We start from the raw sequence: 20,303 nt of genomic DNA, 5'->3' as shown, positions 1-20,303 counted from the left end.
GCTTCAGAGTTTTCAAATGTCAGCCACAACCAAAAATGGGCTGACTTCATCGAGTGAGAACGAAAACTCGAAGCGAATACAAAGATTTATCTGTCCTGTACCGATTTTGCGAGCCCGATGGCGCCATCCTCCCAAGCAAAACCGGAGATCCGAAATCGGTGCGGGAATCTCACGAAACATTGATGAAAGCGCGTCCCCCATGGCTTCCAGTCTTGTGCGCAATGCCATTGTTCTTGGCCTTCTTTCCGCCATTGGCCCATTTGCGATCGATATGTATCTGCCCGCTCTGCCCACCATTGCCGCCGATCTGCATGCGGAAACCGGTGCCGTGCAGATGAGCCTTCTGGCCTTTTTCATTGCGCTCGCGATAGCGCAGCTCTTCTGCGGACCGCTGTCCGACATGATCGGGCGCAAACTGCCGCTCTATGGCGGGCTGGTCCTGTTTGGCATAGGCAGCATCGGTTCGGCTGTCGCCACCGACATAGATGTGCTCGTGCTTTTCCGTTTTGTGCAGGGGCTGGGTGCTGCTGCGGGGATGGTTATTCCACGTGCTGTCGTGCGTGATCTTCATACGGGCATCGAGGCTGCGCGCCTCATGTCGCTTCTGATGCTGGTTTTCTCCATATCGCCGATTCTGGCTCCCTTGACGGGATCCGTCATTATCAGCTTCTTCGGCTGGCGGGGTGTCTTCTGGGCCGTTCTGGTTGCGGCTGCTATCGGTATCGTTCTCGTGGCGACTGCGCAGAAGGAGACGAGAACGGCGGAAGCCCGGCTAGAAAGCAATCTGGGCAGCGCCTTACGCGGCTATGGTCGTCTGTTGAAAGATCGTTACTTTCTCGGGCTGGTTTTTGTGGGGGGCTTCGGGATTGCGTCCTTCTTCGTCTATCTCGCCAATTCGTCTTTCGTGCTTATCGACCATTACGGCCTGACGCCCACGCAATATGCGATCGCCTTTTCAGCCAATGCAGTATCGTTCTTCGGTGTTTCGCAGTTGAACGGCTGGCTGGGATCGCGCTTCGGCCTTCGTCGGGTCATGCGATTCGCGGTCTCCGGATTTGCTGCGGCAATGCTCGCCATGTTCGCCGCCGCCCTGATGGGGCACCAGTCGCTCTGGCTGATCGCCGGTTTCCTGTTCGTGGGATATGGCTTCCTCGGCCTCGTCATCCCGACAACAGCAGTTCTGGCTCTTGAGGATCACGGTGAAATTGCCGGTACGGCTTCGGCGCTCATGGGCACGCTGCATTTCGTGATCGGCGGCGTGGCGATCGGCGTGACCGGTTCGTTCTTCGATGGAACGGCACTGCCAATGGTCGGCGGGATTGCCGGTTGTGCGCTGACCGCCTTCGTGCTGACGCAAGTCGTTCTGTCGCGCAAGGCGAGCGAACTCGATACAGAGGCTGCTGCGGCGTAATCCATGGAAAGGGAAGTGGAGGCTTCTGTTGCCAGGTGCCTCCGAACCCCGCCTTAAGGTGCTAACCCCAAGGGCTTTAGAGTGGGTTTCCCGCACCGCCATTAGGCAGCGAGAGCATAACCCTGAGCTTTGTTGTCATTTGCAACTACTCAATTGACCCGATAACGGTGGTATCATGCCGAGTAAAAGAGCGATCTTTACACCCTTGTCGATCCTGTTTCGCCCCCGCCACAATACAAACCACTAGCCGATCTGTATTCTGGTGGAGGCGCCGGGTACCGCCCCCGGGTCCAATGGGTTTATTACACCGTCCATTTATCACCATAGTCAACTTGCGCTGACACGCCGTATATAGGCGCGGTTGACCGCGATTGGAAGAGGGGACGCAGTTTTTAACGGGTTTTGCTGATATTCCGGGGCCTGCGGTTCCCGTTCATTTTTCATTGACAGTCTGCTTTCGCTGGTCAATCCTACCAATATATCGGGGGCGGCGAGCGAAATTTCGATGAAGCCGGTTTCCGTGAGCTGAAACGGGGTATTGAAACCCCAATCGAAGGAGAGTGGATATATGAGTGAATATCTCGCGGATGTCCGTCGTTACGATGCCGCTGCCGATGAAGCTGTCGTCGACAAGATCGTCAAGCATCTGGGTATTGCGCTGCGCAATCGCGATTCCTCCCTCGTTTCGGCAACGGACCCGGAAGAACTGAAGCGCGTCCGCACGAATTGGGTCGCCAAGAAGCTTGGCGTCGACGACGAAGCCAAGGGTGATGAGGTCGTTGCCCATGTTGCTGAAGTCATGAAGGGCGACCGCAACAAGCATCGCGTCACCTTCTATTATCTGGTTGCCAAGCAGCTCGGAAAACTCGGCAGCCTTTGATCCACAGCGATCTGGTGAAATCGAAGCCCCGGTGCCCGACGCCGGGGTTTTTCTTTATACTGGGCTCAACCGAATCGGATTCTGGATATCCCCCATGCGCACCTATCTCGATCTTCTTCAACATGTGCTCGATAACGGTGTTGACCGTGGCGACCGCACAGGCACGGGTACGCGGTCGGTTTTCGGATATCAGATGCGCTTCAATCTGGAAGAGGGCTTTCCCGTGCTCACCACCAAGAAGCTGCATCTCCGGTCGATCATCCATGAACTTCTCTGGTTTCTGAAAGGCGACACGAACATCGCCTATCTGAAGGAAAACGGCGTTTCGATCTGGGATGAATGGGCAGACGAAAACGGCGATCTGGGGCCGGTTTACGGTTATCAGTGGCGCTCATGGCCCGCGCCGGACGGCCGTCACATCGATCAGATCGCGAATCTTCTGAAGATGCTGCATGGGAATCCCAATTCGCGCCGCCTCATCGTATCGGCCTGGAATCCGGCGCTTGTCGATGAAATGGCGCTGCCGCCATGCCATTGTCTTTTCCAGTTTTATGTCGCCGACGGCAAGCTATCGTGCCAACTCTATCAGCGCTCGGCTGATATTTTCCTGGGCGTGCCGTTTAATATTGCGTCCTACGCATTGCTGACGATGATGATCGCGCAGGTCACGGGATTGAAGCCGGGAGAGTTCGTCCACACGCTGGGTGACGCACATATTTACGCCAATCATTTCGATCAGGCGCGCGAGCAACTCACGCGTACTCCAAAGAAATTGCCCCAGATGTGGATCAATCCGGATGTGAAAGACCTTTTTGCCTTCCGTTTCGAGGATTTCCGGCTTGAGGGCTATGAGGCCGATCCGACGATCAAAGCTCCGATTGCGGTCTGAGGTGCATCATGTCCGCAAAGAAGCCCATCGTTTCGATCATTGTCGCTGCCGCTGAAAACGGGGTTATCGGGCGCGATAATGATATGCCGTGGCGGCTTTCGACCGATCTCAAGCGCTTCAAGGCGCTGACGCTCGGAAAGCCTGTCATCATGGGGCGGCGGACCTGGGAATCCATCGGACGGCCCTTGCCGGGACGGCCCAACATCGTGGTGACAAGAGACAAGGGATTTCAGGCTGAGGGCGCGGCCACGGTCGGTTCTCTTGATGAAGCGATTGCGCTTGGGTGCAAACTCGCTGCCAAGGTGGGGGCCGAAGAGGTCTGTGTCATCGGCGGGGGAAAAATCTATGCGCAGGCTCTGCCTCTCGCCGACCGCGTTCACCTGACGCGCGTTCTGGCGGAGATCGACGGCGATACGCGTTTTCCGGAAATCGATCCGAACCTATGGCAAGCGGTTTCGCAGGAAGATGTGCCCGCCGGGGACAAGGACAGCCACCCAACGCGCTATGTCGTGTACGAAAAACGTGCTGTGTAAAGCATAGTTCACGAATTTTGTCGTCTTCGCGTTGAAAGCGGACCTCCCGATGCCTATAAAACGGAAACATTAGTTGATGACGGGAGTGGGCAACTCGCTTTCCCGTCGCCTGGACGAGAGGTGAGGATGCCCTGGAGTAACCAGAATGGTGGCGGCGGCCCGTGGGGTGGCGGCGGCGATAATAACAACAATAATGGTGGCCCGTGGGGACAAGGGCCGAAAGGTCCTCGTGGTGGCGGCCAGAACACGCCACCTGATCTCGAAGATATTTTGCGCAAGGGCCAAGACCGTCTGAAGCAGGTATTCCCCGGCGGTGGGGGCAAGGGCGGCAGCAATCGAAGCGTTCTGTTCCTGATCGGCGCAGCTGTTCTCGGCTTCTGGCTTTTCCAGTCGATCTATACCGTGCAGCCGGATGAACTTGCCGTCGAACTGCGCTTTGGAAAGCCGAAGGAAGAAGTGTCCGAACCGGGCCTGCATTTCCATTGGTGGCCGATCGAAACCTATGAGAAGGCGCAGATCGTCGAAAAGCAGATCAACATTGGCGGCCAGGGCAACCGGAGCGCGACCCAGGGCCTGATGCTGACGGGTGACCAGAACATCGTCAATGTTCAGTTCTCGGTTCTTTACCGTGTCTCCGACCCGCAGGCATATCTGTTCAACGTCGATAATCCCGATGCGATGGTGCAGCAGGTTTCTGAAAGCGCGATCCGCGAAATCGTTGGCCGTCGCCCGGCTCAGGATGTTTTCCGTGACAACCGTGCGGCTATCGCAACGAGCGTCCGCGATATCGTCCAGCAGACGCTCGACGCCTACAAGGCGGGTATTCAGATCAATGCCGTTTCCATCGAAGACGCAGCGCCGCCGCGTGAAGTGGCAGATGCCTTCGATGAGGTGCAGCGCGCCGAACAGGACGAAGATCGTTTCGTGGAAGAATCGAACCAGTATTCGAATCAGAAGCTCGGTCAGGCCCGCGGTGAAGCAGCGCAGCTTCGTGAAGAAGCAGCCGCCTACAAGAACCGCGTCGTTCAGGATGCGGAAGGTGAGGCGCAGCGTTTCAGCTCCGTTTTGGGTGAATACCAGAAGGCGCCTGAAGTCACGCGCAATCGTCTGTTCCTCGAAACCATGGAACAGGTGCTGAAGAGCACCAAGAAAGTTATTGTCGAACCTGGAAAGGATGTCGTGCCTTATCTGCCGCTGAACGAGCTCATGCGCCAGCCACGCCCCGGCGTGAATGCGACGACGACGACCCCGAGCGGAGGTAACCAGTAATGGCCCAGAACAGGCTTCCAATCATTGGCGGTATCGTTGCCGTCATCGCTTTCCTGATCTACTCCGCCACGTTCATCGTATCCGAGCGTCAACAGGCTATCGTGCTTCGCTTCGGCCAGATCGTCGATGTGAAGACGGACCCGGGCATCTATTTCAAGCTGCCTTTCGGCTTCCTGGATGCTGACACCGTGCAGTTGATCGATGACCGTCTGCTGCGCTTCGATCTGGACGATATCCGCGTTCAGGTTTCGGGCGGCAAGTTCTATGACGTCGATGCCTTCCTCGTCTACCGCATCACCGATGCGCGCAAGTTCCGTGAAACCGTTTCAGGCAGCACGCTTCTTGCCGAGCAGCGGCTGCGCACCCGTCTTGATGCTGCACTGCGCAGCGTTTACGGCCAGCGCGGTTTTGAAGCGGCGCTTTCGGAAGAGCGTGGCGACATGATGCGCGAAGTGCGTGACCAGCTTCGTCCCGACGCGACGTCGCTTGGCCTTACCATTGCCGATGTTCGCATTCGCCGTACGGATCTGACCGCCGAGGTCTCGCAGCAGACTTATGACCGCATGAAGGCCGAACGTCTGGCCGAGGCGGAGCGCCTGCGTGCCCGGGGCCGTGAGGCCGCCCAGCGCATCCGCGCTGTGGCCGACCGTCAGGTCGTCGAAACGATAGCTGAAGCGCGCAAGGAATCGGAAATCCTTCGCGGTGAGGGCGATGCCCAGCGCAGTGAGATCTTCGCCCGTTCCGCAGGCAAGGACCCCGGTTTCTTCGCCTTCTACCGGTCGATGTCCGCTTATCGTGAAGCACTTGAGACACCGGATACAACGCTGGTTCTCTCCCCGGACTCGGAGTTCTTCAAGTTCTTCCGGGACGCTGGCGGCAGACTTGCAACGCCTGCCCAGTAACAACCGGGGCAAACGCTCATGAGCGATTTTCTAGCCGCCGTAGGTCTTCTTTTCGTTCTCGAAGGGCTGCTCTACGGCGGCTTTCCTTCTTTGGCGAAGAAGCTGGCCCGTGAGGCTAGCGAGACGCCGGAGAATATGTTGCGCATCGCCGGGATTGCAGCGCTTGCAATTGGCGTCGGCATTGTCTGGCTTGTCAGGGGATAAGCCGTTTTCCTCCCGTTATTTATTGTCTGCGGTCTATGCGAGGCCGTAAACAGGTCGTATTTTGCAGCGATCAAGCCGTAGTACATCTATCGCTAATCAAACGACTGCAAGCAGACAGGAACGGAGCAGGGCTTCATGGTAATTGCACCAAAGGCGGGATTTGCTCGCACCCTTTTCGCAACCGTGGCGCTGGGGGCGATGACGGTTGGTGGCACTCTTTCGATGGGGACGCCTCCGGCAATCGCGGCTCAGGGGCCAGCTTCCGTTGCTGACCTGGCCGAGGGTCTGCTCGATGCGGTCGTGAACATCTCCACATCCCAGACCGTCAAGGGAGACGGGGAAGGTGACGGTGCCGTTCCCATGCCGCAGGTGCCGGAAGGCTCTCCGTTCCAGGAATATTTCAAGGACTTCTTCGGCGACAATGGCGGCGCGCAGGGTGACGAATCGCGCAAGGTCCAGTCGCTGGGTTCGGGCTTCGTCATCGATGCCGAGAAGGGGTTCATCGTCACAAACAATCACGTCATTGCCGATGCTGACGAAATCGAAGTCAATTTCAATGATGGTTCCAAGCTGAAAGCGGAGCTCGTCGGAAAGGACATCAAGACCGATCTGGCGATCCTTAAAGTGGACCCGTCCAAGCACAAACTGAAGGCCGTCCAGTTCGGCAATTCGGAAAAGGCGCGTATCGGCGACTGGGTCCTTGCAATCGGCAATCCGTTCGGTCTTGGCGGAACGGTTACCGCCGGCATTATTTCGGCCCGCAAGCGTGATATCAATTCCGGTCCCTATGATGATTTCATCCAGACCGACGCGGCGATCAACCGGGGCAATTCCGGTGGTCCCCTGTTCGATATGGAAGGAAAGGTGATCGGCATCAACACGGCGATCATTTCGCCGTCGGGAGGTTCCATCGGTATCGGCTTCGCCATTCCGGCAGAAATGGCTGTCGGTGTGATCGACCAGCTCAAGGAATTTGGTGAGGTTCGCCGCGGCTGGCTCGGTGTGCGCATCCAGCCGGTTACGGACGATATCGCCCAGAGCCTCGGGTTGAAGGAAGCCAAGGGCGCGCTGGTCGCCGGATTGATCGAAAACTCCGGCGTCGACAACAAGGCCATTGAAGCAGGCGATGTCGTGATCCGTTATGAAGGCAAGCCGGTTAACACTGCCCGCGATCTGCCTCGATTGGTTGCCGAAACGCCTGTCGGCAAGGAAGTTGAAATTGTCGTGGTCCGTCAGGGTGAGGAAAAGACCGTGAAGGTAAAGCTCGGTCGTCTCCTAGAGGACGACAAGAGCACCGAGGCTGCGACGGAAGACCAGGCTCCGCTTCCTGAAGGTGAAGGCGGAGACGAAGGCAAGCAAATGCCGGATACGCCGAAAAAGGACCAGAAGAGCGACGCTGCTCCAAGCGTACTTGGGATGAAGCTCAGCGAGCTGAGCGACGAGGTCCGCGGTGAGTTTGGTATTGCCGAAGATGTAGAAGGCGTTGCGGTTCTTTATGTCTCTCCCGGGTCCGCTGCCGGCGAAAAGCGTATCGAAACCGGCGATGTCATCGTCGATATTGGCCAGGTGACCGTAAAAACACCCGACGATGTGAAGAAGCGCATCGATGCGCTGCGCCGCGAGGGACGCAAGAATGCACTCCTGATGCTGGCATCCCGCTCGGGCGAACTGCGTTTTGTGACTGTCCGGATCAATTGATCCCTCCATGGTTATCCGCAATGGCAAAGCTTTCTGTTTCATAAGCTTCGGCTGTGCTATGGACCGGCGCCATTCGGAGTAAGATGAGTTGGAAACAGTCGATATTGTGGTCATAGGCGCCGGTGCGGCAGGCATGATGTGCGCCATCGAAGCGGCCAGACGCGGGCGTTCCGTGCTGGTCGTGGATCACGCCAAAACAGCCGGTGAGAAAATTCGCATATCGGGCGGTGGACGCTGCAATTTCACTAATCTTCATGCGAGCCCGAAGAATTATCTCTCGCAGAATCCGCACTTTTGTATCTCGGCCCTCAGCCGCTATACACAGCGCGATTTTATTGCACTGGTTGAGCGCTATCGCATCGCCTATCACGAGAAGACGCTGGGACAACTCTTCTGCGATGGTTCGGCATTGCAGATAATCGAAATGCTGCTGGCAGAAATGAAGTGCCATGGTGCGCGACGGAAGCTTGGTTGCAGCGTCAGCTCGGTTGAAAAATCTGTAGAAGGCTTTTCTCTTCAACTGTCGGACGGACCTGTTAGCTGTCGATCACTGGTCGTGGCCTGTGGCGGGAAATCGATTCCGAAGATGGGGGCGACAGGCTTCGGCTACGATGTCGCGACACAATTCGGATTGCGGATTGTAGAAACACGACCTGCGCTGGTTCCGCTGACGTTTGAACCCAACACGCTGGAAAGGCTGAAGCCGCTGGCCGGTGTTGCCGTCGACGCTGTTGTCTCCTGTGGTAAAACCAAATTCGCCGAGGCGATGCTTTTTACGCATCGCGGCATTAGTGGCCCTTCGATTTTGCAGATTTCTTCCTACTGGCGGGAAGGCGACGAAATCCGCATAGCCATGCTGCCCGAAACAGACATTTTCGAAGCACTGCGCGAGCAGCGCAAGCAGAACGGCAAGCAGGCATTGCAGACCGCACTGGCTGTTTATCTTCCAAGAAAGCTGGCGCAGACCTTAGCCGAGGATGTCGGCGCAACGGGTCATCTGGCGGATATGTCCGACAAGATGTTCCGTCGCGTCGAGGCAGCGATAAACGACTGGCGCATCAAGCCTGCGGGCTCGGAAGGTTACCGTACCGCAGAAGTTACGCTTGGAGGGGTCGATACGCGTGAGCTCGATTCCAAGACCATGGAAGCCAAATCCGTCCCCGGCCTCTTTTTCATCGGCGAGGTGGTGGATGTCACCGGCTGGCTCGGCGGCTATAACTTCCAGTGGGCCTGGTCGTCCGGCTGGGTTGCCGGTCAGGCTGCCTGAATGCTTATGCAACGTCAGGTGATCGATCTGATTGTAAAATGCGATAGACCGCATGACGCTTCAAATGCGGAGTTTCATCCGGCACGCGCGGGTGATCAAAATCACGCCCTGGATCACGGATCATGCCGATGCGCTGCATGACAGCTGTAGACCGATCGTTATTGTGAACGGCGAAAGAAACGACTTCCGAGAGGCCAAGGGTGTCGAAAGCATAGTCGATCAGCGCTTTGCCGGCCTCGGTTACGTAACCCTTGCCCCAATAGGGCGTGGCCAGCCGCCAGCCGATTTCAACAGTGCCGTCCGGTAGATGAGGTTCAAGATCGGTGCGGGCGAGACCGGCGAAGCCGATGCATTGACCGCCTGTTTTTTCTTCCAGCGCATAGAAACCGAGACCCGTTTCAGAAATGGTCTTCTGGAGGCGGTTGAACAATTCATCTGATTGCACGCGGTTTCTGCGAAAGGGAAAGAAACGCATCACCTCTTCATCGGAATTGATGACATGGAACAGACCGCGGTCGCGATCTTCCCAGTTTCGGACGACGAGGCGTGGGGTTTCCAGAATGATCATTGAACGAAGTCCGTTTTTCGGTAGCCTTGAATATAGAGCAGGGCAGTCAGGTCGCCATGGTCAACGCGCATCCGGGCTTGCGCTGCCACGGCTGGTTTTGCATGAAGCGCCACGCCTGTTCCCGCAAGCTGGATCATGCCGAGATCGTTCGCGCCGTCCCCCACCGCAATCGCATCATCCGGTGTAAGACCAAGACGATCAGCGATTTCCACGAGCTTCTCCACCTTGGCCTCACGGCCGAGAATGGGTTCCGTGACCAGGCCGGTCAGGTGCATGCCATCATCGATCAACCTGTTTGCGCGCTCTTCGTTGAAGCCGATCATTTCGGCAATGCGATGGGTGAACGATGTAAAGCCGCCGGACACAAGCGCGGTGTAAGCGCCATGCTTGCGCATGGTGCGTACAAGTTCGGGTCCGCCGGGCATCAGTGTGATGCGGGTTGAAATCACCTTGTCGATGACGGAGAGCGGCAGGCCTTTCAACAGGGCCACCCGCTCGCGCAAGGCCGGTTCGAATGCAATCTCACCGTTCATGGCGCGCGCGGTGATCGCTGCCACATGCTCGCGCAGGCCGGCTTCTTCCGCCAGTTCGTCGATGCATTCCTGCTGGATCATGGTGGAATCCATGTCGGCAATCAGAATCTTCTTGCGCCGACGCTCCTGTTCCTGCACCACGACATCGACTGGCGCGCCATCAAGCGCATCACGAAGCAGGGCTTCTGCTTCTTCGCTGCTGATCCCCGATGGTAGCGGAATGTCGCAGGCGATGTTGTCGGCCAGCCAGTAAAGCCCGGTTGCATTCACTGCCGAGGACGCTTTAATCCCAAGCGCTGATGCAAGCGAAGCCTTGGCCGGATTGGCGATCAAGGTGGCGACGAGAGAAAGCTGTTGGGACATGGAGAGCAATTCCGGCGATGAATGAGGATGCGATCACGAATGCAATCCTGATAGCTGGCCCGACAGCCAGCGGCAAGTCGGCACTTGCGGTTCGCATGGCTCGAGACACAGATGGCTTCATCGTGAATACCGACTCCATGCAGGTTTACGACGTACTCGATCTTCTGACTGCCCGGCCGGACAAAGCCGATCTTGCTGCCGCGCCGCATTATCTTTACGGCCATGTCGCGCCATCGATAAGCTATTCAACCGGACGATGGCTGGAGGACGTAGCTCGTCTGTTATCGCACCCCCGGATGAAGGACCGCACTCCGATCTTTGTCGGCGGGACGGGGCTTTATTTCAGGGCATTGCTGGGCGGACTGTCGCAAATGCCGGAGGTGCCGGGTGATGTTCGGGCCTATTGGCGAGGGCGAATGGAGACAGATGGACCGGAGTTGCTTCACCGGATCCTCGGTGAACGCGATCCAGATATGGCTGCAACACTTCAGCCTGCCGACAGTCAGCGCATCGTTCGGGCACTGGAAGTGCTGGAGGGCACCGGAAAGTCTCTTCTCGATTGGCAGCAGACAAAAGGTAGGGCCCTTGTAGATGAAAACAGCGCCCATAAAATTGTATTGGCGCCTGATCGGGCATGGCTTTCAGAGCGCATCGCGCAGCGATTTGCGTTGATGTGGGACAATGGCGCGATCGACGAGGTCAAGGCATTGCTGGCCCTTGATCTGGACCCCGGACTGCCAGCGATGAAAGCCATCGGTGTGCGTGAAATCACTGCGTACCTTGAAGGCACGATGTCCCGAGAAGAAGCTGTTGATCGTTCGGTTATCGCCACGCGGCAATATGCGAAGCGTCAATCGACATGGTTTCGAAATCAGCTCAATGCCAGCTGGTCCGTCCATGCAAATTCTAATGATGCTTTCGCTCAATTAACGACAACGAAATAACTCGCTGGCACTCTCTGAAACAGGAGGCGGGCGTGGATTATGCGGTTCAACAGATCGGAGCGGGCATTTTTTATTCTGATCGTTTTGATGGTCGGTATCGGGCTGCTGCTCTACCAGGCTCGCGTTGACATCGGACAATTGCTGACCTTACCGCTTGAGGGGCGCACCTTGGAACTGGTTTCGCGGCTGGACCAGTTGAACGACGTCACGATCTGGTTGCTGGCGGCGACGCTCGCTTGCGGGCTGTTCCTGATCTACCCCCAAATAAGAATCGATGCGCTGGATCGCGGCAAGTTGCAGGTCATCACGCAGGATCTTTCCGAGCGGTCGCAGACCCTCGAACATGCTGCGCTGACGGACAGCCTGACGGGCATGCAGAACCGGCGTTATTTCGACGAGGCGCTGAAGGAATATCTGGTCCAGTTCGACCGTATTCACCGGCCCGTCGGGCTGATGATTATCGACCTCGATCACTTCAAGACCGTGAATGATACTTACGGGCATGACGTTGGCGACATCGTATTGCAGGAGGTGGCGCGGTGCCTCAGGGATTACACACGCTATCATGACGTTGTCGCCCGGCTGGGTGGGGAGGAGTTCGCAGTCCTCGCACCGAACATGGATGCGGAATTGATGATCAAGCTTGCCAATCGCATTCGCAAGGCAATATCGGCGCTTGAAATCGATCTCGGTGACGAAAAGCTTGGTGTTACCGTCAGTATCGGTCTTGCGATATGGGACCGTCGCGAGACCTCGAAGGATCTCTATCGCCGCGCAGACAAGATGCTCTATGCAGCAAAGAACATGGGACGCAACCGCGTCTGCGCCTGAGCGTGTCTAGCGCTCGCGGTCCTTGCGAAAACTGCGCACCAATTCGCCCATCTTCTCAATGCTCTGTTTCGTGTCCAGGCTGAGTGGAGTTTGCGGCTTCAATGAAGGTGCCCGATGAAATTGCTCTCCGATCGATGCATGGTCGCGATGAGAGGTGGAAGCCGGGTTGCCCCAAAGATTGTCGTCGTCTGCGAGCCGGTCCGCTGGTTCCGCCTGGGAGCTGCTTTCGAATGCGCGCAGCTTTTCGACGATACGGTCCAGCGATATCTTGCCGTCGTTGCGCCAACCGGAAAGGGCGCTTTCGCTTTTGCTGCGTCCCGGAAGCTGATGGGATGGAATAGTCTCAAATGTAAGTCGCATGGGCGTCGAGAAGGCTTCGCCGAAGGCGATGGCCTCGCGATTGGCGATCGATGAAAGGAAACCCGCCATACTTTGCGCGCCGCCGCGAATGGCACCTTTGATGATTTCCTGGTCGCGTTCATTGCCGAGCCGCATCGCGAAAATGGAATTGCATTGCGACAGGATTGTCGCGTCAAGCTCGCCAGGGCGCTGGCTGATGACGCCAAGATAGGAACCGTATTTTCGGCCTTCCTTGGCAATCCGGGCTATAGCCTGCCGTGTCGGCCAGAAGCCGGCGTCGCGGTCGGCCGGAATATAGCGGTGAGCTTCTTCGCAGATCACCAGCGTCTGCAGGCTGCCTTCGCTTGATAGAGCGATATCGAACGCCAGTCGGCACAAAACCGACGCGACGGCGTTGACCACCTCGGAAGGCAATCCCGCAAGCTGGAATGTGCAGATGGGCTTTCCGTTTTGTGGGATGCGGAAAATGCGGCCAATGGCGTGCCGCATCGTCTCGGGTCCCCCAGTCACGGCAAACATGAAGCGGAAGCGAGGATCGGCAGAAATCGATTCCAGACGAGCCTTGAGGCTTCGCAGATAAGGACGTTCCGCTTTGCTGTCGAGAAGCCCCATGCGTTCGTCGATGAGGGCGATCAGATCTGGGAGGCGATAGGCAACGGGCGTGTCGGCGCTGACGCTCTGCCGGTCCGCCAGCTGCCGCCGCAAGGTTTTCGCGGACAACGGCTCGGTGCCTTGCATTTTTTCCCGCGCAAGCTGGACAAGATCGCGCAGTATATCGAGTTCCATCGGATCGGGCGCGCGCCCGCGAAAGATCACGTCTGCGAATTCTTCAAGCCGCAGCATCCAGAACGGCAGCTCGATATTCGTCTGATCGACGGCTACTGCGAGGTCAGGAAATGCGCTCGCGAACTCGTTGTGTGGATCTAGGATGAGTACACGAAGATTGGGCTTTTCGGCGACGATGCGGCGCAGAAGCAGCATGACTGCGCTCGATTTACCGACGCCCGTTGTGCCAACGATGGCGAAATGCCGGGAAATAAGATCGTCGACCGAAATATGAGCCTGAACTGTTGCGTCCTGTGTCAACGTGCCGATCGAAACGCTGCTGTGCCCGGTCTGGGCATAAATGGCCGCCAGGTCGCTCGCGCGGATACGGTGGGCGATAGCGCCCGGATGGGGAAATTGAGAAATACCGCCGTTGAATGTGGTTTGCCCATTGGACTGCACGCGAACCTCGCCCAGAAACTCGACATGGACATGGAGCGTGTTGTCACCGCCGCGTATCCAGACATCACCCGGCACAAGCACATTGCGAATAAGACCGACGACGCGATTGTCGCCTGACCGAATGGATATCAGCTGTCCTACTGCCCAGTAATCGTCGGATGCGGCGGAGGAAGGGCCTGACAACGCCGAGACGATGGCGCCTGCGCCATCACACTGGATGACGTACCCTTCCGTGCGATTGCGCTGCACGTATTCGCCGTCTTCTCGTGCGCCGGAATTGTCGCCGATTTCGCTCATGCTGCCCGCTTGCCCCAACTTTCAACAGGAGGTTTCGCATCAGGATAAGAGTCTTCGGTTGAAATAAAGTTATCGTTTAGGGTGAGCGAGCCTAAGAAAATATCGCGGGCGATGTATTTATGCGTTGACGACGCCAAATCCGGCTATTAGTGTCCGCCACCATGAACACGATTATTATTCTTGTGGTACGGGCGCGCATGGGCAGGATGGTGTAACCATCCGGCGAAAGCTCCCATGCGCGAAAGACAGGCTCCCTCGGGGGCCTTTTTTATTATCCAAATCAGAAATGAAATGCAGACGGGAAGAGAACAATGACTGCAGGTAAACGTGAGGCGGACGCAAACGCCGCAGAAACGCAGGAAGCAAGCAATCCGCGCGAAATGACCGGCGCGGAAATGGTCATTCAGGCTTTGATCGATCAGGGCGTCGAGAGCATCTTCGGTTATCCCGGTGGCGCTGTGCTTCCGATCTATGACGAGCTCTTCCAGCAGGACAAGGTTCAGCACGTTCTGGTGCGTCACGAGCAGGGCGCCGGACATGCGGCGGAAGGCTACGCGCGTTCGACCGGCAAGGTTGGGGTGATGCTTGTCACATCCGGTCCGGGTGCGACCAATGCGGTCACGCCGCTTCAGGACGCTCTGATGGACTCCATTCCGCTGGTTTGCATTTCGGGCCAGGTGCCGACGACCCTGATCGGTTCCGATGCATTTCAGGAATGCGATACGATCGGCATTACACGCCCCTGCACGAAGCACAATTGGCTCGTAAAGGACGTCAACGATCTGGCGCGCATCCTGCACGAAGCCTTTCATGTCGCTTCCACCGGTCGTCCGGGTCCCGTTGTGGTCGACATTCCGAAGGATATCCAGTTCGCCAAGGGCATTTATACGCCGCCGGAAACTGCACCGCGCACCAGCTACCGTCCGGTTCTCGACGGCAATGCGCAGGCAATTTCGGATGCCGTTCGTCTGCTCGTCAATGCGAAGAAGCCCGTCATCTATTCCGGCGGCGGCGTGATCAATTCCGGCCCGGCAGCTTCCCGTCTGCTGCGCGAGCTGGTGGAGATCAGCAATTTCCCGATCACCTCCACGCTTATGGGACTGGGCGCTTATCCGGCTTCCGGCAAGAACTGGCTTGGAATGCTCGGCATGCACGGCACCTATGAAGCCAACATGAGCATGCATGACTGCGATGTCATGCTGTGTGTTGGTGCCCGTTTCGACGACCGTATCACCGGGCGCCTGAACGCATTTTCCCCGAACTCGAAGAAAATTCATATCGATATCGATCCATCTTCGATCAACAAGAATGTTCGCGTCGACGTGCCGATCATTGGCGACGTTGCCCACGTTCTGGAAGACATCGTTCGTCAGTTCCGCGCTTCTGAGAGGAAACCGGAAAAGCAGGCAATCGGCGCATGGTGGGAGCAGATCGACCGCTGGCGCTCCCGCAATTCGCTTGCCTATGCGCCGAACCGGGACGTCATCATGCCGCAATATGCAATTCAGCGGCTGTATGAACTGACAAAGGATCGCAAGACCTACATCACTACTGAGGTGGGACAGCACCAGATGTGGGCTGCGCAGTTCTATGGCTTCGAGGAGCCCAACCGCTGGCTGACCTCCGGGGGTCTCGGCACCATGGGTTATGGTCTGCCGGCGGCGCTCGGCGTGCAGATCGCGCACCCTGATGCTCTGGTTATCGATATTGCAGGCGATGCATCCATCCAGATGTGCATTCAGGAAATGTCGGCTGCGATCCAGCACAATGCACCGATCAAGATCTTCATCCTGAACAACCAGTATATGGGCATGGTGCGCCAGTGGCAGCAGCTTCTGCATGGCAACCGTCTGTCGCACTCCTACACGGAGGCGATGCCGGATTTCGTGAAGCTGGCCGAAGCCTATGGCGCGCACGGCATCCGCTGTGAAAAGCCGGGCGATCTCGATGCCGCCATTCAGGAAATGATCGATATCGACAAGCCGGTTATTTTCGATTGCCGCGTGGCAAATCTCGCCAACTGCTTCCCAATGATCCCGTCGGGCAAGGCGCATAACGAAATGCTGTTGCCGGATGAAGCAACAGATGAAGCCGTTGCCAATGCAATCGATGCCAAGGGCCGCGCGCTCGTCTGACCCGGAGGAAAGAAATCATGAACGCACAGAACCTAGCTTCCGGATCGGCCTATTTCATCGCTGCCGAAACGCAAATGCCGGAAACGCACACGCTTGCCGTCCTCGTTGACAACGAACCGGGCGTCCTTGCCCGCGTGATCGGTCTTTTCTCCGGCCGTGGCTACAATATCGAAAGCCTGACCGTTTCGGAAACCGAGCATGAAAAGCACCTCTCGCGCATCACAATCGTGACGCGCGGCACCCCGCATGTGCTCGACCAGATACGCCACCAGCTGGCCCGCATCGTGCCGGTTCACCGCGTTGTCGATCTCAGTCATCGCGCCTCGGAACTCGGCCATGATCGTCCGGTGGAGCGTGAACTGGCATTGGTGAAGGTCGCCGGCAAAGGTGAGGCAAGGGCCGAGACGCTACGTCTGGCCGACGCATTCAAGGCCAAGGTGGTTGATGCGACGACAGATCATTTCATTCTGGAAATCACCGGAAAAACTGCCAAGATCGATCAGTTCATCTCGATCATGAAGCCGCTCGGTCTGGTTGAGACCTGTCGTACCGGCGTTGCGGCCATGAACCGGGGGCCGGAAGGCATGTAATAGCTTCCGAGGCGATCGATACAATATCGTTAAAAACCGGCACAATGTTTCGATTGTGCCGGTTTTTTATTGAGCTAATTTGTCCCTATAAATCGGGGCCGTCCTATGTCTATCGAAATTTTTCTGGCGCTTCTTGTCTTCGCCTTTGTCTCATCCGTTACACCGGGACCGAACAATCTGATGCTGCTGGCATCAGGTGTAAATTTCGGTTTCCGCCGCACCATTCCGCATATGCTGGGGATCGGCGTCGGCTTCTTCGTATTGCTCCTGGCGGTCGGCTTCGGCCTCGGCGCTTTGATCGAAACGGTGCCGTCATTCTATACGGCGCTGAAATTCGCCGGTGGCGCCTATATGCTTTATCTCGCCTGGAAAATCGCCATGTCGCGCTCCATCGGAGAAGCCAGACATCGCGATAAGAGCGTGCCGATGACTTTCCTTCAGGCGGCAGCGTTCCAGTGGGTCAATCCGAAAGCGTGGGTGATGGCAGTCACCGGCATTGCCACCTATGCCAACCACGACAATTATTATGTTGCCGTGCTTCTGGTGAGCACTGCCTTCGCGATCGTGAACTTGCCGAGCGTGTCGGTCTGGGCGGGGTTCGGAACCTTGCTGCGCAACTGGCTTTCCGATCCTGTTCGGTTGAAATGGTTCAATCTTGTCATGGCTTTGCTGCTCGTGCTGAGCCTGTGGCCAATGCTGAAATAAAGATGAAGAGGCAGATGATGAACAAGCTTCCAACTTACGATGACGTGATCTCGGCCGCAAAGCAGATCGAAGGCCATGCGCACCATACGCCCGTATTCACATCGTCCACGATCGACCGCGAAACCGGCGCGCAGTTCTTTTTCAAGTGTGAAAATTTTCAGCGCATTGGTGCATTCAAGTTTCGAGGTGCATTCAATGCTTTGTCCCGGTTTACAGATGAGCAAAAGGCGCGGGGTGTGCTGGCTTTTTCATCCGGCAATCATGCCCAGGCGATAGCGCTTGCAGCAAAATTGCTCGGCATCGGAGCGACCATCATCATGCCCGAAGACGCGCCGCGCGCCAAGCTGGAAGCAACGCGAGGCTATGGTGCGAGGGTTGTAACCTATAACCGCTACGAAGAAGATCGCGATGCGATTTCAGGCCGGCTGGCGGAGGAGGGCGGGCTGACCCTCATTCCGCCGTTCAATCATCCCGATATCATCGCTGGCCAGGGGACCGCCGCCAAGGAACTGATCGAGGAAACCGGCCCGCTCGATGCATTGTTCGTCTGTCTCGGCGGCGGTGGCCTGCTTGCGGGTTCGGCGCTGGCCGCGAAAGCCTTGTCGCCCGCTTGCGATGTCTACGGGGTGGAACCGGAGGCTGGAAATGACGGCCAGCAATCGTTCCGCTCCGGCAAGATAGTCCATATAGATGTTCCAAAGACGTTGGCGGACGGTGCGCAGACGCAGGCGCTGGGTGACATGACCTTTGCTATCATTCGCAACACCGTTCGCGATATTCTGGCGGTTGGCGACGATGAGCTCGTGCAAGGCATGAAATTCTTCGCCAGCCGGATGAAGATGATCGTCGAGCCCACCGGCTGTCTTGCTTTTGCCGGAGCGCGACAGATAGCGTCGAAGCTGCAAGGCAAGCGCGTAGGCGTCATCGTCAGCGGCGGTAACGTTGATCTCGACAGATTTGCAGCTTTGATGAGCAAAAACGTTTGATCACGGTTTGATCTTGTTTTCAGGCGGCGAATCCTGTCTGAAAGGATCATGCAGTTTTCACCGGAACAGGATCAGGCGCTGAAAGCCGTGGGGCATTGGCTCAAGGACGGTCGCAGCCCCATTTTCAGATTGTTCGGCTATGCGGGTACGGGCAAGACGACGCTCGCCCGTTATTTCGCCGAGCATGTGGATGGCGATGTGCAGTTTGCTGCGTTTACCGGGAAGGCAGCTCAGGTGCTGCGTTCGAAAGGTGCCAGCAACGCTCGCACGCTTCATTCGCTCATCTATCGCCCGCGCGGTGAAGAAGCGATCGAAGACGAAACCACCGGCAAGACCTCCATCGCGCCGACCTTCTCGCTCAACCGGCAAAGCCCTGTCGCCAAGGCAGCGATGATCGTCGTGGACGAATGTTCCATGGTCGATGAAGCGCTGGGGCGGGATTTGATGAGTTTCGGCACGCCTATCCTTGTCCTTGGCGATCCGGGACAGTTGCCTCCGATTTCCGGTGGTGGGTTTTTCACGGAGCACGAGCCGGATTACCTGCTGACCGAGATTCATCGTCAGGCACAGGACAATCCGATCATCCGTATGGCGCTCGACGTGCGAGAGGGAAGGGAACTTCCCTATGGCGACCACGGCGCTGCGAAGGTTATCGGTAAAGGCGATGTCAATCAGGAGATGGTTCTGGCTGCCGATCAGGTGCTGGTCGGTACAAACCGAACGCGACGCCGCTACAATCAGCGCCTGCGGGAATTGAAGGGCTTCACTGCGGATTATCCGCAGGCTGGCGACAAGCTGGTTTGCCTTCGCAACGATCCTGCCAAGGGGCTTCTCAACGGATCTTTATGGAAGGTGATGACCTCTTCCAAGGAAACCGTGAAGCCGGGCATCAACCTGCTTGTTACGCCCGAGGACGATGACCGCGGCGTTGCGAAGATCAAGCTGTTGAAGGCGCAGTTCGAAGATCCGGACAGTGAAATTCCGTGGCAGACCAAAAAGCGTTATGACGATTTCGATTATGGCTATGCCTTGACGGTTCATAAAGCGCAGGGCTCCCAATGGGACGAAGTGGTGCTTTTTGACGAAAGTTTTGCGTTCCGCGATACGCGTGAGCGTTGGCTTTATACGGCCATTACCCGCGCCGCCGAACGCCTGACTATCGTAAAATAATCATTCTTCGATCGGTCTTGCGCCGAGCCATTCCCAAGCCTCGTTTTCTTCGTCCGCTTCAAATGCACGGAGTTCTATCGAGAGGAACGGCTGCATGAGGGTTATGCTGGCCTGTATCCACAGTGGACCGCCCACGATAGCATAGCGGCGAAGCTTTTTGAGCGATTTGGCACGCATGGACAACATGCTCTCCGAAAACGCAGCGGTCCAGTCGAAGCCTTCATAGCCGGTGAGACGGACCAGAAGATCGATTTCGTCGTGGGTTTCGTAAGCGGCATCGAGAAGTCCGTAGAGGTTCTCCAGCGATGCGTCGTCAAGATGCCCCTCGATTGCAAAGGCAAAAACGTCATCCCGGTTTGTGGGAATGCGGCGAATGACGGGTATGTCCTCATTTCGCATCATAGACCTCCATCATTGATCAGATTCAAACGCCGAAGCGGGGTCAAAGGTTGCGTCCAGCGCCAAATTGATACGAACTGAAAAAGCTCTGCAAACCCAGTTTGTTACAACAAACTTGCGCGGTTGGGGATTGCAGGCGTGG

20 protein-coding genes and 1 other RNA gene are annotated in these 20,303 nt (G+C 57.0%); 16 read left to right on the top strand and 5 right to left on the bottom strand.

Features of this window, described 5'->3' with window-relative positions; all coding sequences use genetic code 11:
- The first annotated feature begins 199 nt into the window (after nt 1–199).
- Nucleotides 200–1,411: a multidrug effflux MFS transporter gene (locus ABWW28_RS11830; RefSeq protein ID WP_021586858.1), complete on the top strand. Its 1,212-nt coding sequence runs from the start codon at nt 200–202 to the stop codon at nt 1,409–1,411.
- A gap of 14 nt (nt 1,412–1,425) precedes the next feature.
- Here ABWW28_RS11830 and ssrA read toward each other — a convergent pair.
- Nucleotides 1,426–1,792, bottom strand: a transfer-messenger RNA (tmRNA) gene (gene ssrA / locus ABWW28_RS11825).
- 187 nt (nt 1,793–1,979) lie between these two features.
- Between ssrA and ABWW28_RS11820 the strand changes: the two genes are divergently transcribed.
- From ABWW28_RS11820 to ABWW28_RS11785, 8 genes are all read left to right on the top strand, one after another.
- Nucleotides 1,980–2,291, top strand: coding sequence for a DUF2853 family protein (locus ABWW28_RS11820; protein ID WP_021586857.1), 312 nt, complete (start codon nt 1,980–1,982; stop codon nt 2,289–2,291).
- 94 nt (nt 2,292–2,385) lie between these two features.
- Nucleotides 2,386–3,180 (top strand): thymidylate synthase, encoded by a 795-nt coding sequence (locus ABWW28_RS11815; protein ID WP_021586856.1) that lies wholly within the window; start codon nt 2,386–2,388, stop codon nt 3,178–3,180.
- An 8-nt stretch (nt 3,181–3,188) separates the two neighbouring features.
- On the top strand, nt 3,189–3,713 hold the full coding sequence (locus tag ABWW28_RS11810) for a dihydrofolate reductase (protein WP_021586855.1): 525 nt from the start codon (nt 3,189–3,191) through the stop codon (nt 3,711–3,713).
- A 126-nt stretch (nt 3,714–3,839) separates the two neighbouring features.
- Nucleotides 3,840–4,982 (top strand): FtsH protease activity modulator HflK, encoded by a 1,143-nt coding sequence (hflK, locus tag ABWW28_RS11805; RefSeq protein ID WP_025090502.1) that lies wholly within the window; start codon nt 3,840–3,842, stop codon nt 4,980–4,982.
- Nucleotides 4,982–5,884, top strand: a complete 903-nt coding sequence (hflC, locus tag ABWW28_RS11800) for a protease modulator HflC (RefSeq protein ID WP_006467186.1) — start codon at nt 4,982–4,984, stop codon at nt 5,882–5,884. Before hflK ends, hflC begins: the two co-directional genes overlap by 1 nt.
- An 18-nt stretch (nt 5,885–5,902) precedes the next feature.
- Nucleotides 5,903–6,088 carry a DUF2065 domain-containing protein gene (locus tag ABWW28_RS11795; protein WP_006467185.1) on the top strand — a complete coding sequence of 62 codons (186 nt, stop codon included), beginning with the start codon at nt 5,903–5,905 and terminating at the stop codon, nt 6,086–6,088.
- Between the two features lie 135 nt (nt 6,089–6,223).
- Nucleotides 6,224–7,786, top strand: a complete 1,563-nt coding sequence (locus tag ABWW28_RS11790; RefSeq protein ID WP_021586852.1) for a Do family serine endopeptidase — start codon at nt 6,224–6,226, stop codon at nt 7,784–7,786.
- Between the two features lie 88 nt (nt 7,787–7,874).
- The gene (locus ABWW28_RS11785; RefSeq protein WP_021586851.1) at nt 7,875–9,053 is read left to right on the top strand and encodes a BaiN/RdsA family NAD(P)/FAD-dependent oxidoreductase; all 1,179 of its coding nucleotides are present in this window, start codon (nt 7,875–7,877) and stop codon (nt 9,051–9,053) included.
- Nucleotides 9,054–9,057: 4 nt separating this feature from the next.
- On the opposite strand, the gene ABWW28_RS11780 is transcribed toward ABWW28_RS11785, so the two are convergent.
- Together ABWW28_RS11780 and serB are read right to left on the bottom strand one after the other, a co-directional pair.
- Entirely contained in the window at nt 9,058–9,621 is a 564-nt protein-coding gene (locus ABWW28_RS11780; RefSeq protein ID WP_021586850.1) for a GNAT family N-acetyltransferase, read from the bottom strand.
- Nucleotides 9,618–10,517: a phosphoserine phosphatase SerB gene (gene serB, locus ABWW28_RS11775; RefSeq protein WP_021586849.1), complete on the bottom strand. Its 900-nt coding sequence runs from the start codon at nt 10,515–10,517 to the stop codon at nt 9,618–9,620. The genes ABWW28_RS11780 and serB overlap by 4 nt, the downstream gene beginning before the upstream one ends.
- 17 nt (nt 10,518–10,534) lie before the next feature.
- Here serB and miaA point away from each other — a divergent pair, with 17 nt between their 5' ends.
- Nucleotides 10,535–11,461 carry a tRNA (adenosine(37)-N6)-dimethylallyltransferase MiaA gene (gene miaA, locus ABWW28_RS11770; protein WP_025090501.1) on the top strand — a complete coding sequence of 309 codons (927 nt, stop codon included), beginning with the start codon at nt 10,535–10,537 and terminating at the stop codon, nt 11,459–11,461.
- Between the two features lie 39 nt (nt 11,462–11,500).
- Nucleotides 11,501–12,292: a GGDEF domain-containing protein gene (locus ABWW28_RS11765; protein ID WP_021586847.1), complete on the top strand. Its 792-nt coding sequence runs from the start codon at nt 11,501–11,503 to the stop codon at nt 12,290–12,292.
- A gap of 6 nt (nt 12,293–12,298) precedes the next feature.
- Here the strand turns inward: ABWW28_RS11765 and ABWW28_RS11760 are convergent, their stop codons facing one another.
- On the bottom strand, nt 12,299–14,176 hold the full coding sequence (locus ABWW28_RS11760; RefSeq protein ID WP_176588182.1) for an ATP-binding protein: 1,878 nt from the start codon (nt 14,174–14,176) through the stop codon (nt 12,299–12,301).
- A gap of 311 nt (nt 14,177–14,487) precedes the next feature.
- Between ABWW28_RS11760 and ABWW28_RS11755 the strand changes: the two genes are divergently transcribed.
- The 5 genes from ABWW28_RS11755 (at nt 14,488) to ABWW28_RS11735 (ending at nt 19,762) form a co-directional block, all read left to right on the top strand.
- A complete protein-coding gene (locus tag ABWW28_RS11755) occupies nt 14,488–16,311 on the top strand; it encodes an acetolactate synthase 3 large subunit (RefSeq protein ID WP_021586845.1) in 1,824 nt (607 codons plus the stop codon).
- A gap of 17 nt (nt 16,312–16,328) precedes the next feature.
- A complete protein-coding gene (gene ilvN / locus ABWW28_RS11750; RefSeq protein WP_006467176.1) occupies nt 16,329–16,901 on the top strand; it encodes an acetolactate synthase small subunit in 573 nt (190 codons plus the stop codon).
- A 105-nt stretch (nt 16,902–17,006) separates the two neighbouring features.
- Nucleotides 17,007–17,606 (top strand): LysE family translocator, encoded by a 600-nt coding sequence (locus ABWW28_RS11745; RefSeq protein ID WP_021586844.1) that lies wholly within the window; start codon nt 17,007–17,009, stop codon nt 17,604–17,606.
- 17 nt (nt 17,607–17,623) lie between these two features.
- Entirely contained in the window at nt 17,624–18,592 is a 969-nt protein-coding gene (locus tag ABWW28_RS11740) for a threo-3-hydroxy-L-aspartate ammonia-lyase (protein ID WP_025090500.1), read from the top strand.
- A gap of 48 nt (nt 18,593–18,640) precedes the next feature.
- Nucleotides 18,641–19,762 (top strand): ATP-dependent DNA helicase, encoded by a 1,122-nt coding sequence (locus ABWW28_RS11735; RefSeq protein WP_006467174.1) that lies wholly within the window; start codon nt 18,641–18,643, stop codon nt 19,760–19,762.
- On the opposite strand, the gene ABWW28_RS11730 is transcribed toward ABWW28_RS11735, so the two are convergent.
- A complete protein-coding gene (locus ABWW28_RS11730) occupies nt 19,763–20,161 on the bottom strand; it encodes a SpoIIAA family protein (protein WP_021586842.1) in 399 nt (132 codons plus the stop codon).
- Nucleotides 20,162–20,303 lie beyond the last annotated feature (142 nt).

It is taken from the genome of Brucella sp. NBRC 14130 (assembly GCF_040371715.1).
GTDB lineage: Bacteria > Pseudomonadota > Alphaproteobacteria > Rhizobiales > Rhizobiaceae > Brucella > Brucella intermedia.
Note: the sequence above shows the minus strand (reverse complement) of the source record. Positions and strands in the feature narration are given on the sequence as shown.